At 60.4% G+C, this 22,554-nt stretch carries 16 protein-coding genes and 1 pseudogene; 7 read left to right on the forward strand and 10 right to left on the reverse strand.

Annotated elements, in window-relative coordinates:
* Positions 1-50 precede the first annotated feature (50 nt).
* Positions 51-941 (reverse strand): LysR family transcriptional regulator, encoded by an 891-nt coding sequence (locus BFW87_RS21415; protein ID WP_078741711.1) that lies wholly within the window; start codon positions 939-941, stop codon positions 51-53.
* Between the two features lie 102 nt (positions 942-1,043).
* Between BFW87_RS21415 and BFW87_RS21420 the strand changes: the two genes are divergently transcribed.
* Together BFW87_RS21420 and mrdA are read left to right on the forward strand one after the other, a co-directional pair.
* Complete coding sequence (locus tag BFW87_RS21420; protein ID WP_078741712.1) at positions 1,044-2,459, forward strand: aldehyde dehydrogenase family protein; 1,416 nt, start codon at positions 1,044-1,046, stop codon at positions 2,457-2,459.
* Positions 2,460-2,593: 134 nt separating this feature from the next.
* Positions 2,594-4,486, forward strand: a complete 1,893-nt coding sequence (mrdA, locus tag BFW87_RS21425) for a penicillin-binding protein 2 (RefSeq protein WP_078741713.1) — start codon at positions 2,594-2,596, stop codon at positions 4,484-4,486.
* Position 4,487: 1 nt separating this feature from the next.
* On the opposite strand, the gene BFW87_RS21430 is transcribed toward mrdA, so the two are convergent.
* Positions 4,488-4,889: a GFA family protein gene (locus BFW87_RS21430; RefSeq protein WP_078741764.1), complete on the reverse strand. Its 402-nt coding sequence runs from the start codon at positions 4,887-4,889 to the stop codon at positions 4,488-4,490.
* Between the two features lie 98 nt (positions 4,890-4,987).
* Between BFW87_RS21430 and BFW87_RS21435 the strand changes: the two genes are divergently transcribed.
* On the forward strand, positions 4,988-5,455 hold the full coding sequence (locus BFW87_RS21435) for an SRPBCC family protein (protein WP_078741714.1): 468 nt from the start codon (positions 4,988-4,990) through the stop codon (positions 5,453-5,455).
* Between the two features lie 39 nt (positions 5,456-5,494).
* On the opposite strand, the gene BFW87_RS21440 is transcribed toward BFW87_RS21435, so the two are convergent.
* From BFW87_RS21440 to BFW87_RS21450, 3 genes and pseudogenes are all read right to left on the reverse strand, one after another.
* On the reverse strand, positions 5,495-6,082 hold the full coding sequence (locus tag BFW87_RS21440) for a hypothetical protein (RefSeq protein WP_078741715.1): 588 nt from the start codon (positions 6,080-6,082) through the stop codon (positions 5,495-5,497).
* A 91-nt stretch (positions 6,083-6,173) separates the two neighbouring features.
* Positions 6,174-8,696, reverse strand: a pseudogene (locus tag BFW87_RS21445) (autotransporter outer membrane beta-barrel domain-containing protein).
* A gap of 668 nt (positions 8,697-9,364) precedes the next feature.
* Positions 9,365-11,590 (reverse strand): TonB-dependent receptor, encoded by a 2,226-nt coding sequence (locus BFW87_RS21450; RefSeq protein WP_078741716.1) that lies wholly within the window; start codon positions 11,588-11,590, stop codon positions 9,365-9,367.
* A gap of 218 nt (positions 11,591-11,808) precedes the next feature.
* Between BFW87_RS21450 and BFW87_RS21455 the strand changes: the two genes are divergently transcribed.
* The 4 genes from BFW87_RS21455 to BFW87_RS21470 all read left to right on the forward strand — a co-directional run bounded on the left by BFW87_RS21455 (position 11,809) and on the right by BFW87_RS21470 (position 16,214).
* Complete coding sequence (locus BFW87_RS21455; RefSeq protein ID WP_078741717.1) at positions 11,809-14,166, forward strand: DNA polymerase II; 2,358 nt, start codon at positions 11,809-11,811, stop codon at positions 14,164-14,166.
* A gap of 72 nt (positions 14,167-14,238) precedes the next feature.
* Positions 14,239-14,817 carry a GNAT family N-acetyltransferase gene (locus BFW87_RS21460; protein ID WP_078741718.1) on the forward strand — a complete coding sequence of 193 codons (579 nt, stop codon included), beginning with the start codon at positions 14,239-14,241 and terminating at the stop codon, positions 14,815-14,817.
* 12 nt (positions 14,818-14,829) lie between these two features.
* A complete protein-coding gene (locus tag BFW87_RS21465) occupies positions 14,830-15,462 on the forward strand; it encodes a glutathione S-transferase N-terminal domain-containing protein (RefSeq protein WP_078741719.1) in 633 nt (210 codons plus the stop codon).
* A gap of 164 nt (positions 15,463-15,626) precedes the next feature.
* Positions 15,627-16,214, forward strand: a complete 588-nt coding sequence (locus BFW87_RS21470) for a DUF4174 domain-containing protein (RefSeq protein ID WP_078741720.1) — start codon at positions 15,627-15,629, stop codon at positions 16,212-16,214.
* Between the two features lie 120 nt (positions 16,215-16,334).
* Here BFW87_RS21470 and BFW87_RS21475 read toward each other — a convergent pair whose 3' ends face one another.
* The 5 genes from BFW87_RS21475 to BFW87_RS21495 are packed head-to-tail and all read right to left on the reverse strand — an operon-like array spanning position 16,335 to position 22,554.
* Positions 16,335-17,357, reverse strand: a complete 1,023-nt coding sequence (locus tag BFW87_RS21475) for an acyltransferase family protein (RefSeq protein WP_176159799.1) — start codon at positions 17,355-17,357, stop codon at positions 16,335-16,337.
* Positions 17,358-17,400: 43 nt separating this feature from the next.
* On the reverse strand, positions 17,401-18,810 hold the full coding sequence (gene murJ / locus BFW87_RS21480) for a murein biosynthesis integral membrane protein MurJ (RefSeq protein WP_078741722.1): 1,410 nt from the start codon (positions 18,808-18,810) through the stop codon (positions 17,401-17,403).
* A gap of 2 nt (positions 18,811-18,812) precedes the next feature.
* Positions 18,813-20,246, reverse strand: coding sequence for an O-antigen ligase family protein (locus tag BFW87_RS21485; RefSeq protein WP_078741723.1), 1,434 nt, complete (start codon positions 20,244-20,246; stop codon positions 18,813-18,815).
* Positions 20,243-21,346: a glycosyltransferase family 4 protein gene (locus tag BFW87_RS21490; protein WP_078741724.1), complete on the reverse strand. Its 1,104-nt coding sequence runs from the start codon at positions 21,344-21,346 to the stop codon at positions 20,243-20,245. The genes BFW87_RS21485 and BFW87_RS21490 overlap by 4 nt, the downstream gene beginning before the upstream one ends.
* On the reverse strand, positions 21,337-22,554 hold the full coding sequence (locus tag BFW87_RS21495) for a glycosyltransferase family 4 protein (protein WP_078741725.1): 1,218 nt from the start codon (positions 22,552-22,554) through the stop codon (positions 21,337-21,339). Before BFW87_RS21495 ends, BFW87_RS21490 begins: the two co-directional genes overlap by 10 nt.

Consider the following 22,554-nt stretch of genomic DNA (forward strand, 5'->3'; position numbering starts at 1 on the left):
ACAGGGGTTTTGTTTTGGGCGATAGAAAAGCAGAAAACGTTGGGGCCGCCTCAATACTCTTGCTCCCTGATCAGCTCAATCAGAGCCCTCAAGCCTGCCGGCACGTGGCGTCTTCCAGGGTAGTAGAGGCGCAGCGAATCAAACGTCGGCGTCCACTCTTCAAGCACGCGCACCAACGTCCCGTTTGCCAAGTCTGCTGACGCGTTCCACTCCGTCAAATACGTCAACCCCAGCCCCGCCCTGGCGGCTTGAAGCATTAATGTCGGGTTATCCAGTGTCAGCGCTCCCTGCACATCCACGGCGATGCTTTCTCCGTGGCGTTCAAACTCCCAGCGATAAATCGTACCGCTCGGCATTCGGCTGCGGATGCACGCATGTGCGTTCAAATCCAGAGGGCTTTGCGGAATCGGGTGATTGGCAAAGTAGGCCGGGCTGCCCAGGACGGCAAACCGCAGGGGCGGGCTTATATCGACTGCAATCATGTCTTGGGGAACGCTGTCACCCAGACGAATGCCTGCATCGAAGCCTTGGGCCACAATATCGACCAGCTGGCCTTCCGTGACGATATCCAGCTTCATCTGTGGATAACGGCGCATGTACTCCAACAGCAGCGGCATCACCTGTTTAGCCGCGCCTGCGGCGGTGTTGAGCCGCAATGTGCCACTGGGCGCCGCCTGGCTACTGCCTGCTTGCTCAAGCGCTACTCGGATAGTCGACAGTGCAGGCGTGATTGTGTCGACGAAGGCTGCGCCAACTTCCGACAGCGATACGCTGCGCGTCGTACGGTTAAACAACCGAACGCCCATTCGCGCCTCAAGTCCAGCGACGGAATGGCTCAGCGCTGATGTCGAGACATTCAGCTCAGTCGCCGCTGCCCGGAAACTGCGATGCCGCGCTACTGCCAACACTGCTTCCAACTCGTTCAATCCTGATGTATTCATTGTCCTGAATCGCTCATCAAGTCGTCCATTTTTGTACGGATTATCGAATCAATGATAGTGGCTTACCTTTAGGCATACCAATTGAGTGCCTTCGGAGGCCGCATGCATCAGATCAATCAGGTCTACATCAATGGCCAATTTGTCACGCCATACGGTGAAGAACTCTTCGACTTGTTCAACCCAGCGACTGCCCAGCGTATTGGCCAGGTTCGGTTGGCTGATGAAAGAGACGCCAGCGATGCCATCAGTGCAGCAAAAGCGGCATTTCCAGCATTCTCTCGCACGACTAAAGCTAAGCGCGTTGACCACCTCAGACGCATGCACGCAGCGATCGAATCCATAGAAGCGGAGCTCACGGCGGCCATCATCGAAGAATATGGCGCTCCGGTCTCCCGGGCGTCGTGGATGGCCAAGCATGCCGCGAGCGTTCTGGGCGATGCTGCAGCGGTGCTGGAAAACTACGACTTCACACGCCAGATCGGCATCGCCCGCGTGACTATGCAGCCCCTCGGCGTTGCCGGGCTGATCACGCCCTGGAACAGCAACGCGGGCTTCATCTGCGGCAAGCTGGCCGCTGCGTTGGCGGCGGGTTGTACCGCAGTGATCAAACCGAGCGAAATGAGCGCGATCCAGACCTCCATTGTTACACGTGCGCTGCACGAGGCAGGCCTGCCACCCGGTGTCTTCAACATCGTCACCGGGCGCGGAGAAACCGTAGGCGCGGTGCTAAGTACGCACCCCGACATCGCCAAGGTCTCATTCACCGGATCTACCTCCGTCGGTAAGCAAATCCTGCGGGCAGGGGCGGAAACGTTGAAGCGCATTACCCTGGAACTGGGTGGGAAATCGCCGGTGTTGATACTTGATGATGCTGACCTGAAACACGCCATACCCATGGCCCTTCAAGCGGGCTTCATGAACAGCGGCCAAGCGTGTATTGCCGGAACCCGAATCCTCGTACCCGACCATCGCTTGGCAGAGGTGGAAGCGCTGTTGGTCGAGGAAGTTGCCAAGGTACACGCCGGTGACCCCAACGACCCCAACACCAGCGTTGGCCCGATGGTCAGCCTCAAACAATGGCAACGGGTTCAGCGCTACATTCAGGTCGGCATGGAAGAGGGCGCCCACTTACTGGCGGGCGGCCCCGGCTTGCCTGAAGGCGTCAACGCCGGTTGGTTCGTCAGGCCTACCGTCTTCAGCCGCGTCACCAACCAGATGACTATCGCCCGTGAGGAAATCTTCGGCCCTGTCTTATCGATCATCACCTACACCAGCGAGGCTGAGGCGCTGGCCATCGCCAATGACACCCCCTACGGTCTCCAGGCCTACATTCTGTCGTCCAACCCACAAAGAGCCCACGTGCTGGCCGCACAAGTAGACGCTGGCCGAGTGCTGATCAATACCCTGGCCCACGAACCCCGTGCACCTTTCGGCGGCTTTAAACAGTCAGGCATTGGCCGTGAGTACGGCACCTTCGGTTTGGAGGCCTTTCTGGAGCCAAAATCCGTTCTCTCCTGACAAAACAGCATGCCGTTGGGGAAATCGATGCAAAGTGTTTCTGCATTTTTGGTATGGTGCAGCACATTTTCACAAGGATTGATATTTCATCCGCAGGACGCGGCGTCGACCTTCTTTAACGAGATGCTGTAGAAATGCCTGAACCGATACCGATCAAGGATCACGAAAAAGAAAACCGCCTGGTTAACAAGCGCCTGCTCGCCTGCGCGCTGTTGGTGATTGGCATCACCTGTGCCCTGGTAGGCCGTATGTATTTCCTGCAGGTGGTGCAGTACGACTATCACTCCACGATTTCTGAAAATAACCGTGTCCACGTATTGCCGATCACGCCGACGCGCGGGCTGATCTACGACCGCAATGGCGTGGTGCTGGCCGACAACCGCCCCAGCTATAACCTGATCATTACCCGCGAGCGCACCACCGACCTTAAAGGTGAGCTGGACGCCATCGTGAACCTGTTGCACTTGCCTGCCGAAGACCGCGCAGTGTTCGACAAGGCGCTGAAGCAGGCTCGCCATCCGTTCGTGCCTGTCACGCTGTTCTACGAACTGACCGAAGAACAAATCGCACTGCTGGCCGTGAATGAGTTTCGTCTGCCCGGTGTAGACGTCGAGCCACAATTCGTCCGTCATTACCCGCTGGGCGCGCACTTCGCTCACTCGATTGGCTACGTCGGTCGCATCAACGAAAAAGAATCCAAGGCCCTCGATTCCGTTGAATACCGCGGTACCCAGTCCATCGGGAAAACCGGTATCGAACGCTTCTACGAGTCCGAGTTGCATGGGCATGTCGGGTACGAAGAGGTCGAGACCAACGCCCAGGGTCGGGTATTGCGCGTGCTCAAGCACACCGACCCGATCCCCGGCAAAAATATCGTGCTGAGCCTCGACGTCAAGCTTCAGGAGGCGGCGGAAGAAGCCCTGGGTGATCGACGTGGCTCGGTGGTTGCCCTCGACCCGCAAACCGGTGAAGTGCTGGCCATGGTCAGCAAGCCGAGTTTCGACCCGAACCTGTTCGTCACCGGTATCAGCTTCAAGGAATACGCCGCGCTGCATGATTCCATCGACCGGCCGCTGTTCAACCGAGTGCTGCGCGGGCTTTACGCGCCCGGCTCGACGATCAAGCCGGAAGTCGCCATCGCCGGACTCGACAGCGGCGTCGTAACCGCCCAAACCCGGGTGTTCGACCCCGGTTACTACCAGTTGCCCGATTTTGACCACAAATACCGCAACTGGAACCACAGCGGTGACGGCTGGGTGGACATGGACGCGGCCATCATGCGTTCCAACGACACTTACTTTTACGACCTGGCCCATAAGCTCGGCATCGATCGCCTGCACGACTACCTGGCCGAATTCGGCCTCGGCCAAAAAGTCTCCCTCGACATGTTCGAAGAGTCAGCCGGCCTGATGCCTTCTCAAGCCTGGAAGCGTGCAACACGGCGTCAGCCCTGGTTCCCGGGGGAGACCGTGATCCTCGGCATTGGCCAGGGTTATATGCAAGTCACGCCGCTGCAACTCGCCCAAGCCACGGCGTTGATCGCCAACAAAGGCGTATGGAACCGGCCGCACCTGGCCAAGACCATCAACGGTGTACCACCGGTCGACGAAAACCCGATGCCCAACGTAGTCCTCAAAGACCCGCGTGATTGGGAGCAGGTCAACCACGGCATGCAGCTCGTCATGCACGACCCGCGCGGTATCGCCCGGGCAGCGGCGGTCGGCGCGCAATACCGGATCGCTGGCAAGAGTGGTACGGCGCAGGTGGTGGCGATCAAGCAGGGTGAGCGGTACAACCGTAACAAAACCCTCGAACGCCATCGCGACAACGCCTTGTTTGTCGGCTTTGCGCCCGCCGAACACCCGAAAATCGTGATTTCGGTGATGATTGAAAACGGTGAGGCCGGTGGTCGCGTCGCGGGTCCGGTCGTGCGGCAAATCATGGACGCCTGGTTACTCGACCAGGAAGGCCACCTGAAACCGCAATATGCAACACCGGCCAAGGCGCCCGGCGACCCGCACGTTTAACTCAGGCCTGCCACTCGTCCCATCTCTCAATGCCCTCATGTGCCAGCCATGGCACATCATGGGCGGTCCAGATATGCGCGGTGGGCCGCACGCCGGGGTCATCATCCAGTGTCGCCACCCGCACAATCACATGGGGTTGATGCCCGCGCTCGGCCATCAGGTGTGAGCCGCAACGCGAGCAGAAATGCCTGAATTTCCCCGGCGAAGATTCATACGACGATAAAAGCGCCTGGCCCTGAGTCCAGCGAAAGTGTTCGCGCATCACTCCGGCTGTGGCCACAAATGCAGCGGCGTGCACTTTGCGGCAACTGTCGCAATGACAGTGGCTGATCGGCATGTCCAGGCCGTCCACCTGATAGCGCACGGCTTTACAGAAGCAACTTCCATTCAACGGGTCAGTCATAACGTATTGCCGGTTCAAGGATAGGCTCATCATCATCGCGCACACGCAAAGGTTGCGCATTGGTTGATGTCGCCTACTGTCAATGGAGGAGGTGACTTATGCACGTATTAGATCGCATCGAACGTAAAGTCCTGCTTAATGCTTCACGTAAACACGTCTGGGAAGCGCTGACCGACGCCGAGCAATTCGGCTGCTGGTTCGGAATCGCCCTCAAGGGTAAAACTTTCACTGCCGGGGCAACCCTTGAAGCGCCGATAACCTACCCCGGCTACGAGCACGTGGTATGGAAAGCCAAAATCGAGCGCATTTTGCCGCAAACCCTTTTTTCGTTTTGGTGGCATCCCTTTGCAGTCGAAAAAGGCGTCGACTACGACAAGGAAACACCCACTCTGGTGGAATTTACCCTTGAGGATCGCGCGCCGGGCATTTTGCTGCGGGTGGTTGAGTCCGGTTTTGATGCAGTTCCCGAAGCCCGCAGGCAAAAAGCTTTCAAGATGAATTCCCGTGGTTGGGATGAGCAAATGGGCAATATCGAAAACTATCTGAACCAGGCGCGTCGCGCCTGACCCGAACGGGCATCTTGTAGATGCCCGTCTTCCTTTCTGTCAGCCTTCGTGAGCCGTGGTGATTTCCAGGGTATCGGTGAAGGTCACCAGCACACTCTGCCCGACCTTGAGGTCTTTGAGGCCTGCGCGGATCTCCGGTTTTTCAACATTCAGTACTTTTTTCGCACCGGTCGGGTTTTCCAGAGTGACCTGGTTTTTCTTCAGGTCGATATGGGTGATCTTCAACTGCACTTGCACCTGACGAAACGCTGCCCCGCCAGGGTTTGGGTTGTTGGCGGTGGCACGCACCACGCCGGTTTTTTCGCTGGCATCGGGGGCGCTCTTGTCCACGTCGGTGTCGAGCACGGCGGCGACCGAATGCGTGGTCAGCACCTTCACCTGATCGCCGACCTTCAGATTACCCAAGTCCTTGGCATCATCGCTGAGCTGCACATGCACCGGATTGCCCTGTGCGCCTGCCAGAACCACCTGATGGCTGGCGGCGTCCACCGACAGCACCTTGGTGGTCACTTCATCGGCTTCAAGGGATTTGGACAGCGGGATATCGGCCGCGAAGGCCGCGAGGTTGCCGGCAGACAGCAAGGTGACCAAGGCAACGGCCTGGCGCAGGGAAGGGGAGAGCTTCATTGAGGTGACTTCCATGTGAGAGAAGTCATGAGTCTAGTGGCGAGTCAGCGATGCGCAACTGCGCTGACTGCCACCCGCGTGTTTGCAGTTTTTAGAAACGCATCTGCCATTGACCCACCAGCGCGTGGTTGCGGCTGCTGCTGCCCAGCTCGCCGTTATAACCGATGCTCAAGCTCTGGCGTGCAGACAAACCGACATCCAGCCCCACTTCAACCATCAGGCTATCGCGATCCAGGGCGCTGCCTTCAACGTTAAACGCGTCGCCTCCGACCAGAAACGCTTGGCGTGTCTCGCTATCCACGTTGCCATAGAGGTGCCGCCAGCCAAGACTCGCGCGTGGCGTCAGGCTGATGCCATTGTCCAGCTGGCTCAGATGAGCCAGGCGCATCCCGAAGGTGCTGCTGAAGTTTTCCTGCGTCTGGGCGTCGACCTGAAGCGATGCAACGCCGCCTTTTTCGGCGAAGCCGTCGCGGTGATAACGCTGATAACCCAGGTTGGCGAAAGGCTCGATGTTGAAACGACCAGTGCCCAGGGCGTAACCCACTTCGGCGAAGGCTTGCTGGCTGTCGGCGTCGTAATCACCCTTGGGGCGCTCGCTGAAACCCTCAAACTCCACAGTACGCTTGTTATCGCCGGCATGATGGCTGTAGGCGGCGCCCAGTCGCAAAGCCAGCGGGCCATCCTGGCGTACGGCATAAGCGCCGACGTGCCAGCTGCGCAGTGTGTTATCGACGTTGTGGCTGTCCACGTCGGTTTTCGAGTAACCACCCAGCATGCCCAGGCGCCAGAGTGGCGACAACGACCAGTCCACACCCAGCAAGCTGCCCTGGGTGCGCTGTTGCGAGGCGTCGGTGCCGTGTTGACCGTCAAGCTTGCCGTAGCTGCCGATACCTTGCAGCCAGACGCGGCCCTGTGCGTTCGGGTCATTGAGGTTACGTGCATTGCTCGGTACACCCGTCGCCGCCAGCTCCGGGGTTTGCGCCGGTTCAAGCCCCACCAGCAGGTTTGAGCCGCTGCTCATCTGGCGCATGGCGGACAGCATCGAGGTGCCGACTTGAGCACTGGCCGCCAAGGTGGCGCTGGCCAGGTTGGCATTGCTGCTGCCGGCCAGCGCTTCGATGGCCGCGCTGGCGGTGGTTTCGGAGGTGGCCAGCTATGCGTCATAGAGCGGGTTTGGAGTAGGCAAAAACCATGGATAGGGAAACGGGCCTTCTCCCTCTGGCAAGTTGCTCCATGTAATCGACTCAATACTGTTGACCGCGCGAGCACCGTTTGCTGTACGGGCGTAATCGATGAACTCGATGTCGTTGCGGGTATAGCTCAGGTCAACGGCATTGGCTCCGTAACTGAGTTTTGGTGAGAGGAATGCGTAGTCGTTTTTCAGGTTGGAATCATCAAAAGTGCCAATGATGTTACCGGCCTCAAGCAGGCGGAATTGACTGTGCCACGGGTATTCATACGGCGCGCCGGGCTCCAGCAGCAACCGGGCACCATTGAGGTTGGCAGTGCCCGTCACGTGGGTAGTTGCAGCGCTGCCATCGGCATTGGTCGCGAAATAAAAGATAGAGCCACGCGCCATGGTGAAATCCCCATTGACCTGAGGTGCCCCTAATTGAGTGTTGGTGGTGAGTTGGCCATTGATGACTAGATTGCCAACTGATCCGCTCCCCTGATATTCAGCCCCCTGATCAACTACAACATTGCCGTTGATGGAGCCCTGGTTTTTCAGCAGCGCGCCGGTGAACACTTGCACGCCCTCATCAAAGTCCGTTTTTCCATTGATCTGCCAGTAACCCTTGCGCACTTCCAGTGATTGGAAATTACGACTTTCATCCAGAGTGCCATCAGGCGTGGAAGGCCAAGAGTAACGGTTGTAGCCATCCATGATCATGGTGTTACGGCCGGTGCCGCCATCGACCACACCTTCAAAGCGTGCGCCGTATTTCAGGGTCAGCGTGTCGTTGCCTCCGCCCATATCCAGGGCTATGCCGTTGGCGCCACTGATCAGCCCTCCGTTGGACACCTGATCATCAAAATTGCCGATCAGCCTCACACCATAGCCATCCTGGCCGCGTATCTCGCCGTAATTTTCCAGCGTTGTTGCAGCCAGTGCCGAACCGCCCAAGCCATTGCCTGCGAGCAGGCCGTTGTTGGCCCCCGTGATGCTCCCTCCCGTGGCGCTGTTGAAGACATAGCCGCCACCGATAGACACACCTTCGCTGGTATTGGCGTGACCATTTTTGTCGACACCGCTGGAGCCGGTCCCCTGAATCGCTCCCCAATTATTGATGTGCGCAATGCCGCCAATCCATACGCCGTCACCATCAATGTTTGTCAGTCGGCCATCTTGTCCGCCTTTGATCGTGCCGTCCCTGTTGAACACAGTGGCATCACCTGTAGAGATGACACCTGCACCATTACGCCCCTCGATCGTGCCCAGATAGTTACCCAACGAACTGATCTGCGCACCTGAAACGCCATTACGACCACCCGAAATCAAGCTGCCGTTTGAAATTCGAACATCCATGGCTGAGTCGATTTTGATGGCGTCGAAAGCATCGGCAACGTTGCGCACGTCACCGGTAGATATTTCGCCGTAATTGCTGAGGTTCATATGAGAACCCGTACGCACGCCGTCACCGGACTCAGACCTGATAACACCCCCTGTGTTGTTATCAAGCGTCGTACGTGCACTGTTTCCGGTAACGCTACTGAAGTCCACTGCCTGGCCGCTCAAGGCGTGAACAGTGCCTCGATTACTCAGATTGATTTCGCCGAACTGATTTAAGCTCGTACCAATACGAACGGCATCGTTTGCACCCTCAATGACTGCACCGGCATAGTTACGAACATAGTAGTAGCCATAGTCATTTTGAATGCCACGAGTAACGATGGCCCCGGCGCCGGTAGACACAATCCGGCCGTAATTGTTGACGTAGACAGTGGGTACCCAAAACGGGGTGGCTTTGAGTTCAACGGCATTTTGCACGGTATTGATAGTGCCGGAGCTCTTGACCCAGAGGCTTGGATCTATCCCGTCGCCGTTACCAATGACCTGAGTGGTGGCGTTCTGTGTGTCAATCATGATCTCTGCTTTAGACGCCAGAGGCATCCACACACCAGAAACAATCAACGAAATTTGCAGGGCGAGACGGCGGGGAACAAACGACATGCGCGAAATCCTTTTCTAGAATCGCGCCATTTTCCTATATAGCTATTTGATATTGCCAGCGCATTCTAATAATTAAACGCGCTGGCAAGACAAGCGTTGAGCGTGTGAAATCAGAAATCCACCGTCGCCGACAACTTCGCCACCCGCGGGTCGCCCTGGCTCAAATAGCCGCCCAGCGCCGATTCCCAGTACTTGGTATTCCCCACGTTCTCCACGGTCGCACCCAACGTCACATCACGCTGATCCACCTTGAAGTTGTAGCGTGCGCCTACATCGAAGCGATTCCACGCAGGCAGGCTCAGGTTGTTCGCCGCATCGGCGTACTGGCCGCCGGTGCGCAGCATGCGCCCGTTAAGGGTCACGCCTTGCAGGCCCGGCACATCCCAATCCACGCCAGCGTTGAGCTGGAAAGAGGGCACACCAATGGCGCGGTTGCCATCATTGACGCCGCCCTTGGTGCCTTTGAGCTCGGTGTCGATCAACGTCACCCCACCCAGCAGACGCAGGCCGGTAAGCGGTTCGCCGAAGACATTCAGCTCTACGCCCTTGTTGACCTGCTGGCCCTCACGCACGTAGGTCGCGCTCAAGCCGCCGGCGTTCAACACTGAATAGCCATCGCTCGGCTGTTCGATACGGTACACACCCAGCGTGGCGCCGTACGTGCCCATGTCCACCTTGACGCCAGCCTCGATCTGCTTCGAGCGCGCCGGAGCGTAAGCCTGGCTGCCATTGGTGACGGGCACGCCGCCAGCGGCGACCGGTGACGTCGGGCCCTGGGCCAAGCCTTCGATGCGGTTGGCGTAAAACGACACATGGTCCCACGGCTTGAACACCAGGCCATACACCGGCGTGGTGATCGACGCATCGTAGTTGGCCGTGCGTGTGCCCGTACCATAAGCGAAGCCTTGCACGACGATTTCCTGGCGACGCAAACCGGCGGTGAACAGCAAGCGGTCGTCCATGAAACCAAAAGTGTCCGAAACGGCTGCGCTGCGCACGAAGGTCTTGGCGGTAATGCCTGGATCACCCATGTCGCCGCCGGTGAAACCACCGGCTTTCGGCTCGGGCACATCGACCGGGTTGTAGATATTGCTGGCGTATTTGGTCAGGTCAAAATCATAGGCGTTACGCGCCTGGGTCCAAATGCCCGCCAGGCCAAAATTGAGCTTGTGGCTGACCGGGCCAGTCTGGAATTTGCCATTCAAACCGGCCATCAGGCTGGTGTTGTCTTCCTGGTGGTGGATGCGAGAACCCGTCACATTGGCGTTGCCCAGGTTGTCTGTCAGTGTGACCGACGAGTAACGGCCGTTTTCGTTGGTATGTTTGGCGCCACCTGCGATGTAGGCGGTCCAGTTGTCGCTCAGGTCGTACTCGCCGCGCAGCATGCCGAAGGTGTCTTCGATATCCGTCGAATTCCAGCTCGGCGCGTAGTTGGTGTCTGCCGACGGCGCATCCGGCACATGGGTCGCGGTGCCGAGAAACACCGAGTTACGCCCGCCATTGATGTGCTGTTTCTGGTAGACAAAATCGCCCGACAAGCGCAGCGCATCGCCGCGGTAATCCAGACCGATGGCGAACAGCTTGGAACGCTGGTTTTCGTCGTCGATCCCGGTATCACCTTCGCGCTGGGAAATGTTCACGCGCGCGCCAAAGCGGTTGTCTTCACCAAAGCGCTGGCCAATGTCCAAATGCTCGCCCACGCGACCGTCGCTGCTGATATCGGTGCTGAAGCGGCGCAGCGGTACGTCATCGGCACGTTTGGGCTGCAAGTTGACCCCGCCGCCGATTCCCGATCCGGTGGGCGTGACGCCATTGATAAACGCATTCGGGCCTTTGAATACCTCGACGCGCTCCAGTGCATCGGTAGACATGATCTGGCGCGGTAAAATGCCGTACAAACCGTTATAGGAAATATCATCGCCATTCAGCGGCAAACCACGAATCACGAAGACCTGTGCCTGGTTGGCAAACCCTGACGCCTGGCGCACCGACGAGTCATTGAGCAACACATCGCCGACGGTCTCGGCTTGCTGGTCACGAATCAATTTCTCGGTGTAGGACGCCATGCTGAACGGCACGTCCATGATGTCCTGATTGCCCAGCACGCCCAATTGGCCGCCGCGCGCCACCTGGCCGCCGGCGTACACCGGGGGCAGGGCGTTTGGCGCGGAGCCGTCGGCGTTGATGTTGGTGGCGCCCAGTTCTACGGTGTTACCGCTCTGAACGTTGTTCGCATCCTGCGGGGTGGCTGGGGTTGCAGCGTGAGCGGTGAGGCTCAGGGAACAGCAAAGGGCGAGCAGGGTCGGGCGAAACGGCACGGAAGGTCGGGCGGGCATGGTCGGTCCTGACGGCGAACCGTCACAGTGAGGAAAAGGGCAACAAACGTTGCGCGTCCTCGCTGCGCGGATACGACTCCGATGCAAATGATAGTGATTGTTATTAAGTTTTTGCAACAAAATTATCGGATTGGGGTCTGCGCGCGTGTTTGCGTGCCGCGTTTGAGCCGATGCCGAGTAGAATCACGCCCTGAAAGCGATTCCTGAGGTGCGGTACGGTGGATTTACAGCAGGGTTTTGTCCTGACCCGGCATTGGCGCGACACCCCGGCCGGCACGGAGGTCAGTTTTTGGCTGGCCACCGACACGGGCCCCAGGTTTATCCGCCTACCCGTGCAGACCTCGGTGATGTTTATTCCCGAGGCCCATCGCAAACCACTCGACTGGCTGCTCAAGGGCGAGCGTGATATCGAGCTGCGCCCGTTGCAGTTGTGCGACTTCCATCACCGGCCGGTCCTGGGCTTGTACACCCGCCAGCACCGCCAGGCGATGGACGTGGAAAAACGCCTGCGTGCGGCTGGCGTCGACGTCTACGAAGGCGATGTTCGCCCGCCCGAGCGTTACATGATGGAGCGCTTCATCACCGCCCCGGTGTGGTTTGGCGGCACGCCGGATGCCGACGGCGTGCTGTGCAACGCGCAGATGAAACCCGACCCCGACTACCGCCCGCCGCTGAAACTGGTGTCGCTGGACATTGAAACCACCGCTCAGGGCGACCTCTATTCCATCGCCCTCGAAGGCTGTGGCGAGCGTCAGGTGTACATGCTCGGCCCGCCGAACAAAGCCGACGCGGTGGACTTCAAGCTCGATTATTGCGACACCCGCGCCCAACTGCTCGAACGCCTGAATGAATGGCTCGCCACCCATGACCCCGATGCGATCATCGGCTGGAACGTGGTGCAGTTCGACCTGCGTGTGCTCCACGAACATGCCCAGCGCCTCAACGTGCCGCTGATGCTCGGGCGCGGCAGTGAGCCCATGGCCTGGCGCGAGCACGGCAGCCGCAACCATTACTTCGCGGCAGCGGCGGGGCGGTTGATTATCGACGGCATCGAAGCCCTGCGATCGGCCACCTGGAGTTTCGAATCCTTCAGCCTGGAAAACGTCGCGCAGACCCTGCTTGGCGAAGGCAAGGACATCTCCACGCCCTACCAGCGCATGGATGAAATCAACCGCATGTTCGCCGAGGACAAGCCCGCGCTGGCGCGCTACAACCTCAAGGACTGCGAGCTGGTCACGCGGATTTTCGAGAAGACCGAGCTGCTTAAATTCCTGCTGGAACGTGCCAGCGTTACGGGTTTGCCGGCTGACCGTAACGGCGGCTCCGTCGCGGCCTTCACCCACTTGTACATGCCGCTGATGCACCGTCAGGGTTTCGTCGCGCCGAACCTGGGCGACAAGCCGCCCGAGGCCAGCCCCGGCGGCTTTGTGATGGACTCGCGCCCTGGCCTCTATGAGTCGGTGCTGGTGCTGGATTACAAAAGCCTCTACCCGTCGATCATCCGCAGCTTCCTGATCGACCCGGTGGGCTTGATCGAAGGCCTCAAACACCCCGACGACAGCGAGTCGGTGGAAGGCTTTCGCGGCGCGCGTTTTTCCCGCACCCGCCATTGTCTGCCGTCCATCGTCACGCGGGTTTCCGAAGGCCGTGAAGCGGCCAAGCGCGAACGCAATGCACCGTTGTCCCAAGCCCTGAAAATCATCATGAACGCCTTCTACGGTGTGCTCGGCTCCAGCGGTTGCCGATTTTTCGACACGCGGCTGGCGTCCTCGATCACGATGCGCGGCCATCAGATCATGCGCCAGACCCGCGAGCTGGTTGAAGCCCAGGGTTACGAGGTGATCTACGGCGACACCGACTCGACGTTCGTCTGGCTCGGCAGTGCCCATTCCGGGGAAGACGCCAGCCGTATCGGCCAGGCGCTGGTGCAACACGTCAACGGCTGGTGGCGTGCGCATTTGCAGAACGAGTTCGGCTTGCAAAGCGCTCTGGAGCTGCAATATGAAACCCACTTCAGCCGCTTCCTCATGCCGACCATTCGTGGCGCGGAGGAGGGCAGCAAGAAGCGCTACGCAGGCTTGGTGGTGCGAGGCGATGGCAGCGAGGAAATGGTCTACAAAGGCCTGGAAACCGTACGCAGCGACTGGTCGCCGTTGGCGCGGCAATTCCAGCAGGAACTCTACCAGCGCATCTTCCATCGCCAACCCCATCAGGAGTACATCCGCGACTACGTGCGCCGCACCTTGAGCGGCGAGTTGGACGACTTGCTGATCTACCGCAAGCGCCTGCGCCGCCGGTTGGACGACTACGAACGCAACGTCCCGCCCCATGTGCGCGCCGCGCGGCTGGCGGATGAATACAACGACCGCCTGGGCCGCCCGCGCCAGTACCAGCGCGGCGGCTGGATCAGCTACGTGATCAGCGTTAATGGTCCGGAGCCGCTCGAAGTGCGCCAGGCGCCGATCGACTACGACCACTACGTCACCAAGCAATTGCAGCCGGTGGCCGACGCGATCCTGCCGTTCGTGAATGATGATTTCGGCACGCTGGTCGGCGGGCAAATGGGCCTGTTCTAAAACGCTTGCCCAAGCGCGTGGGGAGCCTGCACTCTGTGTCACTGACGACCCCCTCACACGGCGCAGCGCTCCATGACCCAGATCACCCTGACCGGCACTCACGTCGAACTCCTCCCCCTGCAACGCGAACACGCTGGCGCCTTGCTCGACGCCGCCGCCGATGGCGAGCTGTGGAACCTCAAAGTCACCAATGTGCCCGGTCCGGATACCGTCGATAAGTACATCGACACCGCGCTGGTCGGGCGCGACGCCGGCTCTGTCATTCCGTTCACTATCGTGCGCCGCGACAGCGGCCAGGTGGTCGGCAGCACGCGTTTCTGGAAGGTCGACCGGGTCAACCGCAAGCTGGAAATCGGTCATACCTGGCTGGCGCAATCCACACAAAAAACCGGCATCAACACCGAGGCCAAGTTGCTGCTGCTGACTTACGCGTTTGAAGTCCTCGACTGTGTGCGCGTGCAATTCACTACCGACGAACTCAACGAAAAATCCCGCGCCGCGATCCTGCGCCTCGGCGCCGTGCAGGAAGGCATCGTGCGCCACGAACGCATCATGCCCGATGGGCGCAAACGCAATTCGGTGCGCTTCAGCATCATCGATTCGGAATGGCCGCAGGTGAAAGCCAGTTTGCAGGCCAAACTGCAGCGCTAGGAGAAAAGCCCCATGTACACGCTCTATGGCATCGACGAATCTGGCTCCTGCATGATTGAAATCGCCCTGCAGCGTTGTGGGGTGCAGTGGCGGCGGATCGACGCAAGCTCCTGGGAAGACAGCGAGGGCAGTGAGGCGCTGGCGCGGATCAACCCGCTCAAGCAGATTCCCACGCTGGTCACCCCCGATGGCCAGGTGCTGACCGAAAGCGCCGCAATCCTGATCCATCTAGGCCTGGAGTTTCCCGCCTCCGGGTTACTGGCCGGCAATCGCGCGCAGATCATCCGAGGCCTGGTGTACATCGCCGCCAATTGCTACTCGGCCATCGGCATCATCGACTACCCGCAACGCTGGCTGGGCGAGGCGGATCAGACTGTGCAAGCGCAATTGACCACCGGCACTCGGCGTTACCTGCATCAAGCCTGGGTAGTGTTTGCCGACCAGTTTGCCGAGCAGCTATTCGGTCCCGCTGATGTGCCGAATGCATTGGGCATCATGGCCGCGGCGGTGTCGCGTTGGGACGAGGCGCGCGAAGTGCTCAAAGCCCTTGCCCCCGGCTTCGCCCAGACGCTGGCGCAGGTGGACGCCGACCCCGTTGTGGCCCCGGTGTTTGCGCGGCATTGGCCGGATTGGGACGTCTCATGATGTTTCCGCAATCAACGGAAACAATCACGCTTGAGCCCTCCAGGCCCTTGCGTAGCGGGCGTCCTGACCTACGCTTTCTTAAAGTCGTGTAGGAATCATCCTTGAATTTGACTGTCGCACACATGAAACTCAAGAACCCTGCATGGAATTCAAAGGAGGTGCGCATGCTCATCCGGTCGCTGACCCTGGCTACCTTGATGGCTTTTACGGGGCCGCTGTTGGCCGCTGATGATATCAACCCGCTCAAACAGGATTTGGGCAAAGCCCGCCCCTTGGTGGTAGTGGAACTTGATTCCGGCAACTCCACCCTGGCAACCCTCCAGAAACAACTGGACGAGCCTGCCAACAAGCAGTCCTTTGAAGAGCGCAGCATGGTGTTCTACACCGTGAAGTTCGGCAGCATCGGCGCGGAAGGCGAGAAGTTCGCCAAGGACGCCAAGGACAACAAAAAGCTCACGCCACCTGAAACCAATGCGTTGATTCGCGCCCTGAAGCTCGGCGCCGGCAGTGGCACCAAGGTGATTTTGGTGGGCAAGGATGGCGAGAAGAAACTCGAGAAGACGGTACCGCCGGACACCCTCGACTTGAAGGATTTTTTCAGCGCCATCGACCAGATGCCCATGGCTGAAAAAGAAGCCGCCGCTGCTGCGGAACCGGAGCCTGCTGCCGCCGCACCAGCCAAAGGTGGCAAAGCTGCCAAGCCGGTCAAGCCCGGCAGCAAGCCAGCCCCTGCGCAACAGCTCGATGACTGACAACGCTTAACCCTGTGGGAGCGGGCTTGCCCGCGATAGCGGTGTATCAGCCAAGTATTCTGTCGCTGACACGCCGCCATCGCGGGCAAGCCCGGCTCCCACAGAGGGCCAGCAGTGTTCTCAAGATTTCGGCGCTTTACGCACCGGAAACGGAAAGTAAAAGAACCGCAAAAACGCCACCCGCTTGATCACTTCCCCGATCAACAACGGCACCACCACCGCCACCACCAAACCCACACACGCCGCCAGGAAGGGATGCAGCCCCAGGCGCTCCATCAGGTCAAAGGTCTTGTGCTGAATCTCGCCATGGAAAATCAACAGGATCAGCGTGGACTGGCCGATATAGGTCATCGCCCGCGTCACCACAGCCGACACCATCAGCACCTTCGCCAGGGCCCAGCAGGCGTATACGCCAATCACCGCCAGCAGGCTGGTCCACAACCAGTGGTCGTAGCGCCGTTGCGCGAGGTCCATGGTGTCCCAGGTCGGGATGAACACGGCGGCAAATAACAGCACCGAAATCAACAAGGTCAGCCAGGAGCCTGCGTGCGTGCGCAGCCAGTCGCGCAGCAGGTAGCCGACAACGAAGTACATGCTGCTGATCAGCGTGATGTCCAGGCTGAACGGCAGCCCCGGCAGCACCCAGTTCTGCCCGCCGAACGTCACCGGCAACTGCCAGAACAGCGGCAGCATCCAGATGCCGATTAACAGTTGTACCGCCATCAGCAGGCCGCTCGCCCACAGCGGCAATTTCAGTCGCTGGATCAACCGCAGCATCACCCAACTGAACAGAATCGACACCCAGAAGTGCGGTAAAAACCACATCGCCTGCCACGGAATCGTGTCTACGGAGGCATACAGCACACCGCCGATATCCGGCAGCAGCGGTTGCCCGCGCAGTACGGCACGCACGATCACATACAGCAGCATGGTGAAGAAAAACGGCTTGAGCAGGCCATCGGCCTTGCGTATCGCCATCTCCACAAACGGCTGCTCGGGTTTGAAAAACACCCCGGACAAAAAGAAGAACAACGGCAAGATGAACGACGCCAGGATAGGGTACATCAGGTCCGGGGACGTAGCGACGAACCAACTGTGGGCATACACGATCACGAGGATGCCGATGCCCCTGGCGATATCCATTTGAATCCAACGATGTTTCACCTGATCACCCTCGCTTGCCCATTCATACCTTGCGCCACGGCTTCAACCACAGCCCCATGCCCAGTAACACCCCGGCGCCTGCCAGGGTGCTCAACCCCAGTTGCAGCCACACACCGTCAATCCGAAACAGCCCCAGCGCCGCCAACCCCATCACCAGCGCGCTGAGTGCCCAGTGCCGCGCCCAAGGCAGGGCGCCAAGCAATGCCTGGCGCTGCATCAACAGCAGCGCCGTGCAGATCACGCCCGCCAGTGCCGCCAGCGGGATTCCCGCCAGGCCGAACACGAAGGGCAGGGCGCCGAGCAGACACACGTTGACCAGGCTGCCGAGCAGCTCACAGCGCAAGGGCTGGCGCGTATCGCCGGCGGCGTAGGCGTAACGCGCGAGCAAGGCGTTCCATGCGCCAAACACCAACGGCACGGCGAACCACGCCAGCAGCAACGGCAACGGCGAATCCGCCGATTGTTTGGGCAGCAGCAACGCCACCAGGCTTGGCGCCGCCGCCACAAGGCCAACACCGGCAGGCAGGGTCAGCACGCTGGCAGTTTCCAGGCCGCGTTTGAGCAGAGCCAGGCGTTCATCGCCCTGGCGGCGGCTCATCATGCCCAGCAGCACCTGGTTGAGGCTCATCAATGCAATCAGCGGCAGGTTCATCAGCTTACGAGCGAGGTTGACCCAGGTCACCGCGCCTTCGCCCAGCAGCGAGGCCACCAGCCGCTCGATCAAGGCCAACCCTTGGCTGGCGCCATTGCTCAGCAACAGCGGGCCGATGCGTTGGCCCAGTTCGCGCAGGGGCGCGAAACGCAGTTGCCAGCGCCACGGCCGCCAGCCCTGACCCCAAATCGATGGCAGTAACGCCAGCGGCATCAACAGGCTGCCGGCCAGGCACGCCAACGCCAGGGCATGCGGTTGCGTGGCAGTGCCCGCCAGCGCGAGGTAGGTCACCGGCGGCAGGTTGAACAGCAGCGAGCCCAGCCCCGCCAGCACAAAACGTTCACTGGCCTGCAACGGAATACTGAACAGCGCATGCAGCATCAAGCCCGGCACGCACCACGCGACGATCTGCAAATTACTTGCGGCCAACGCCGTGGCGCTGGCAGCCAAGCCGGGGCCGAGCAGTTGCACCAGCCACGGCGCCAGCAGGCTCAGCAACAGGCTGGTTACCAGGGCGATCAGCATCAGGGCCGGAAACAACACCGCCAGCCAGTCCAGCCGCGCGCCGTCCTTGCGTTGCAGGTACAACGGCAACGCGGCGGCACTCAACACGCCGCCGGCCAGTGACATGCGCAAGGCTTCAGGCAAAAACAGCGCGATCAGGAATGCATCACTGCGCTCCCCGGCGCCCCACGCCGCCACCAGCAGCCATTCGCGGGCGAACCCCAGGCACAGGCCGAGCAGAGTCGCCAGGGTCAGCCACGCGGCGGAACCCAGCATGACTAAGGCCGCGCGCCGTCAAAGATCGGCTTGCGAAAAACCACCGCCTTGACGTGAGGCAGGCGCGCCGGAAACAGCCGCCGCGCCTCGAGCACATTAATGCCCACCATCAGCCAGAACAGCGCGACCATCACTACGGCAAAGCTGAAGTAGTGGTCAAACAACCCACTGACCAGCGCCGCGAGAATCCCGGCGGTGCTGCCCAGCCACAAGGCGTTGTCCTTGGTCAGGCGGATCGGGCCTTTCTCCGGGCGCGCCTCGCGCCACCAGCGTACCGTCACGGCCACAAACAACAGCATGCCGACGATCCCGGTTTTGTAGATGAAGTTCAGCCACAGGTTGGAAATCCCCAGCAGCTGCGTGCCCGGCACCGGCGGGTCGACTTTGAAACCGATGCCGAACGGGTAGGCGGCCACGGCCTGCGGGAACATGCGGTACTCATCAAAACGCACTTCGGTACTGGCGTTACTCGACGAGAAAATTGTCGCCAGCCGGTCCTGCAACGGTGGATAAGCCATCACCAGCGCTACGGTCAGCGCCGCGCCGATCATCAGCAAACGCCCGGTATACGGCACGCGGCGCGTGGCCATCCACATCAGCACCAGTGCCAGGCTGACCATCGCACCACGGCTACTGGCCAACAGCAACGCGGCCGCGCCGAGGCACGCCACGCCCAGGCCCAGCGCGCGTTTCCAGCCTTGCTCGGTCATACCAAAGCAAAATGCCAACGGCAGCAGCAACGCCATGATCCCGCCGATGGCATTCGGGTGCATCCACGGCGAACCCATGCGCGAGGACATCGCCTCAAGGCTGAATTTAAGCATGTCGAAGTTGCCGTAATTGAACACCGCCAGAATCGGCGCAATGCCCGCCCCGGAGCGCGTGCGCACAAACACGGCGATCGACAGCACCAGCATCGCCAGGGTGCCCAGCAACAGGGCGATCACCAGGGATTCGCGGTGCTTGTAGTCAGTCAGCAATTTAGCGCCAAGGAACACGGCCGACAGGCTCAACAGCCAACGCAGCCAGTTGGCCACGCCGCTGGTGTCGGCGTGAATAGTCACCTGGCCGACGATAAACGGGAACACACTGAACAGCATCAGCCACAGCAGCATCTGGTCGGTGGGTCGGCGTGCCAGGCGCGGCGCATCCGGCAGGCGTGCGAGGAAGTGGTGCCACAGCACTGCGCCCCAGGTCAGCGCCAGAATGGCCTCGCTCACGGTACTGCGAATGCCCAGGTTGACGGTCGAGTAGGGCATGAAGGTGGCGACCAGCGCGAACAGCAACAAACCCCAGAATGGAAAGCGCAGGATGGTTACTGCGCCGGCAAGGCCGATCACGGCCAAAAAGGCCTTGGCCGGTGACAGCAACAAGGCCAGAGCACCAAACAACAGGCCGAAGAGGACGGCAACGAGGCTGGCCAGGGAAAATCTCATGTCAATTCCTCGATCAGTTCTGCCAGGCGCTGGCGATAGGCGTGTCTGTTAAAGCGTTCCGCCCACTGCCGGCAATGTTCGGCGGATTCTTCAGCGCTGCGCTCACCCAACCCCAGCATCAACTTAACCAATGCCGGGCCATCGGTGGGTGAAAAACGCGGTGCCGGTGGTGGGGTGATTTCGTCCAGCGAGGTGCCGCTGGCGACTGCAACCGGGGTGCCGACGCTTAACGCTTCGATCACCGGCAAGCCAAACCCTTCGGCATAGGACGGCTGCCACAGGCGTAATGCCTGACGGTACAGCCCGTGCAGCTCGGCGTCCGACACCCCACTCAGTGCGCGAATGCCCGGCAGGTTGCGCTGGGCCTCGGGCAAATGCTCAAGGCTGCCGACCAGCACCAACTCCGGCACATCAGGCGACTGAAGCCGCGCCTGCTGCCAGGCGTCCACCAGGAACGGTATGTTCTTGCGCAATTCCCGGGTGCCTACCAGCAACCAGTAACGCTCGGGCAACTGGCGCGCCGTGAGGTCTGCTGCCAGCCCGACAAAACCGTCGACCTGATTGGGCAGCACGCGAACCTTGCCCGCGGCTTTGGGAAACAGCCGCACGGTTTCATCAGCGCTGTATTGCGAAGGTGTCCACACGCGGTCGGCGCTGTGCACCGCCCAGGCAATCGACAAGCGATCGCTGGTCTTGTAGACCAGCGCTTTCAGGCGGTTGGCGTGGTAGTTGTTCAAGGTGATCTGAAACAAATCATGCAACAGCACAACGGTGCGCAACCCTTTGGGTTTGGGGGGCAGCGGCAGGCCCATATTGAAGGTGCTGATGTAGAGGTCGATGTGCTGCTCACGCAACGCGTGTGGCAAAAAACCGGCCTCAAAGCGCAGGCGATTCTGCGGTTGATGCATGGCCGTTTTCGCGCAACCCCAGGCCGGGCAGTGCGCCTGCAGACGGGTTTCATCGCCCAGCGGCGCCACGGTAAAACGCTCAAGCTCGATGCCCGGCAAGCCGCGCAGGGCATCTTCGAGGGCGTACACCTGGCGGCTGATCCCCGAATGCGGCGAGGTGCCGACGGTGCGGTAATCCAGGCCTACACGCATGCGGGCTCCTTCTGATTGAGCGGTGCCAGCGTCGCGTACACCTGTTCCAGCTGGCTGGCGGCGACGCTCCAGTCATGGGCGCGCCGCACATAGGCGCGGCCCGCTTCGCCCATGGGCGCGGCAGCTTCGGGAAATTGCAGCAGGCGCACCACGGCGTCCGCCAGGCTGGAGGCGCTTTGGCCGCCCAGATAGTCCAGGCCCTCGACCAGGTCCAGGCCAGAGACGCCTTGCTCGGTACTCGCCAGTGGCAGGCCGGCGGCCAGGGCTTCCAACACTTTGAGTTTAGAGCCGCCGCCGTGACGCAACGGCGCGAGGAATACCGAGCAGCTCGATTGCAGGGTCAGCAGGTTCGGTACAAAGCCTTGCCATTCGATGCGCGGGTCTTTCCAGCGCTCGCGCCAACTGCCCGGCATGCCAAACCCGCACACGCTCATGCGCGCATCGGGGCAGCGCTCCCAGACCTTGGGCAGAATTTCATCCAGGGCCCACTCGATGGCGTCCACGTTGGGCGCGTATTCATAGTTGCCCAGAAACAGCACGCGGCGAGTCGAGGGGTCTGGGTGGGCAGCGGCGAAGTGATCGCAATCCACGCCATTGACCACCACCGACACCGGTTTGCCGGCGATCTTTTCCAGCACCTGGGCGTCACTGTCGGTCACCGCGACCACCTGCGTGGCCTGGCGCATCACGCGGTGTTCCCAGCGGCTGTAGCGCCACTGATCGTAGCGAATAAACGGCAGTGCCCAGCGCGGCAGACGGTCGTAAGTCGCGGCGCCCAGCGCCGATTCAACGTTATGTTCGGTCAGCACAAAAGGCTGGGACTTGCGTGCCAGGGCATCTTCATACGGCTGGAACGTGTAAGTGTGCTCGATTTGCACCACGTCCCACTGCTCGTTGAGCAACCTGTTGAAGGTGTCTTGCAACCCGCCCGACAGGCCATTCACGCTGGCCAGCAGCGGGTAGGGCGCAAACAGCCCGGCCACCAGGGTTTTCAGGCTGCGCAGCGGGCGGCGTGGCAGGATGATCAAGTGTTCGAGAAAAGCTTCCAGCACCTGGCGATCGGTCAGCGACACCGGGTGTTTGTCATGCAGCAGCAAGGTGATGCGGTGCCCACGTGCGGCGAGGCTGCGCAGCAAATGGAACTGGCGCGTCTTGCCGCCGCTGGTGGCAGGCCAGGGCGAATAGGGCAGGATCCATAAAATGCGCAT

The organism is Pseudomonas fluorescens, assembly GCF_002022275.1.
Taxonomy (GTDB): Bacteria; Pseudomonadota; Gammaproteobacteria; order Pseudomonadales; family Pseudomonadaceae; genus Aquipseudomonas; species Aquipseudomonas fluorescens_AJ.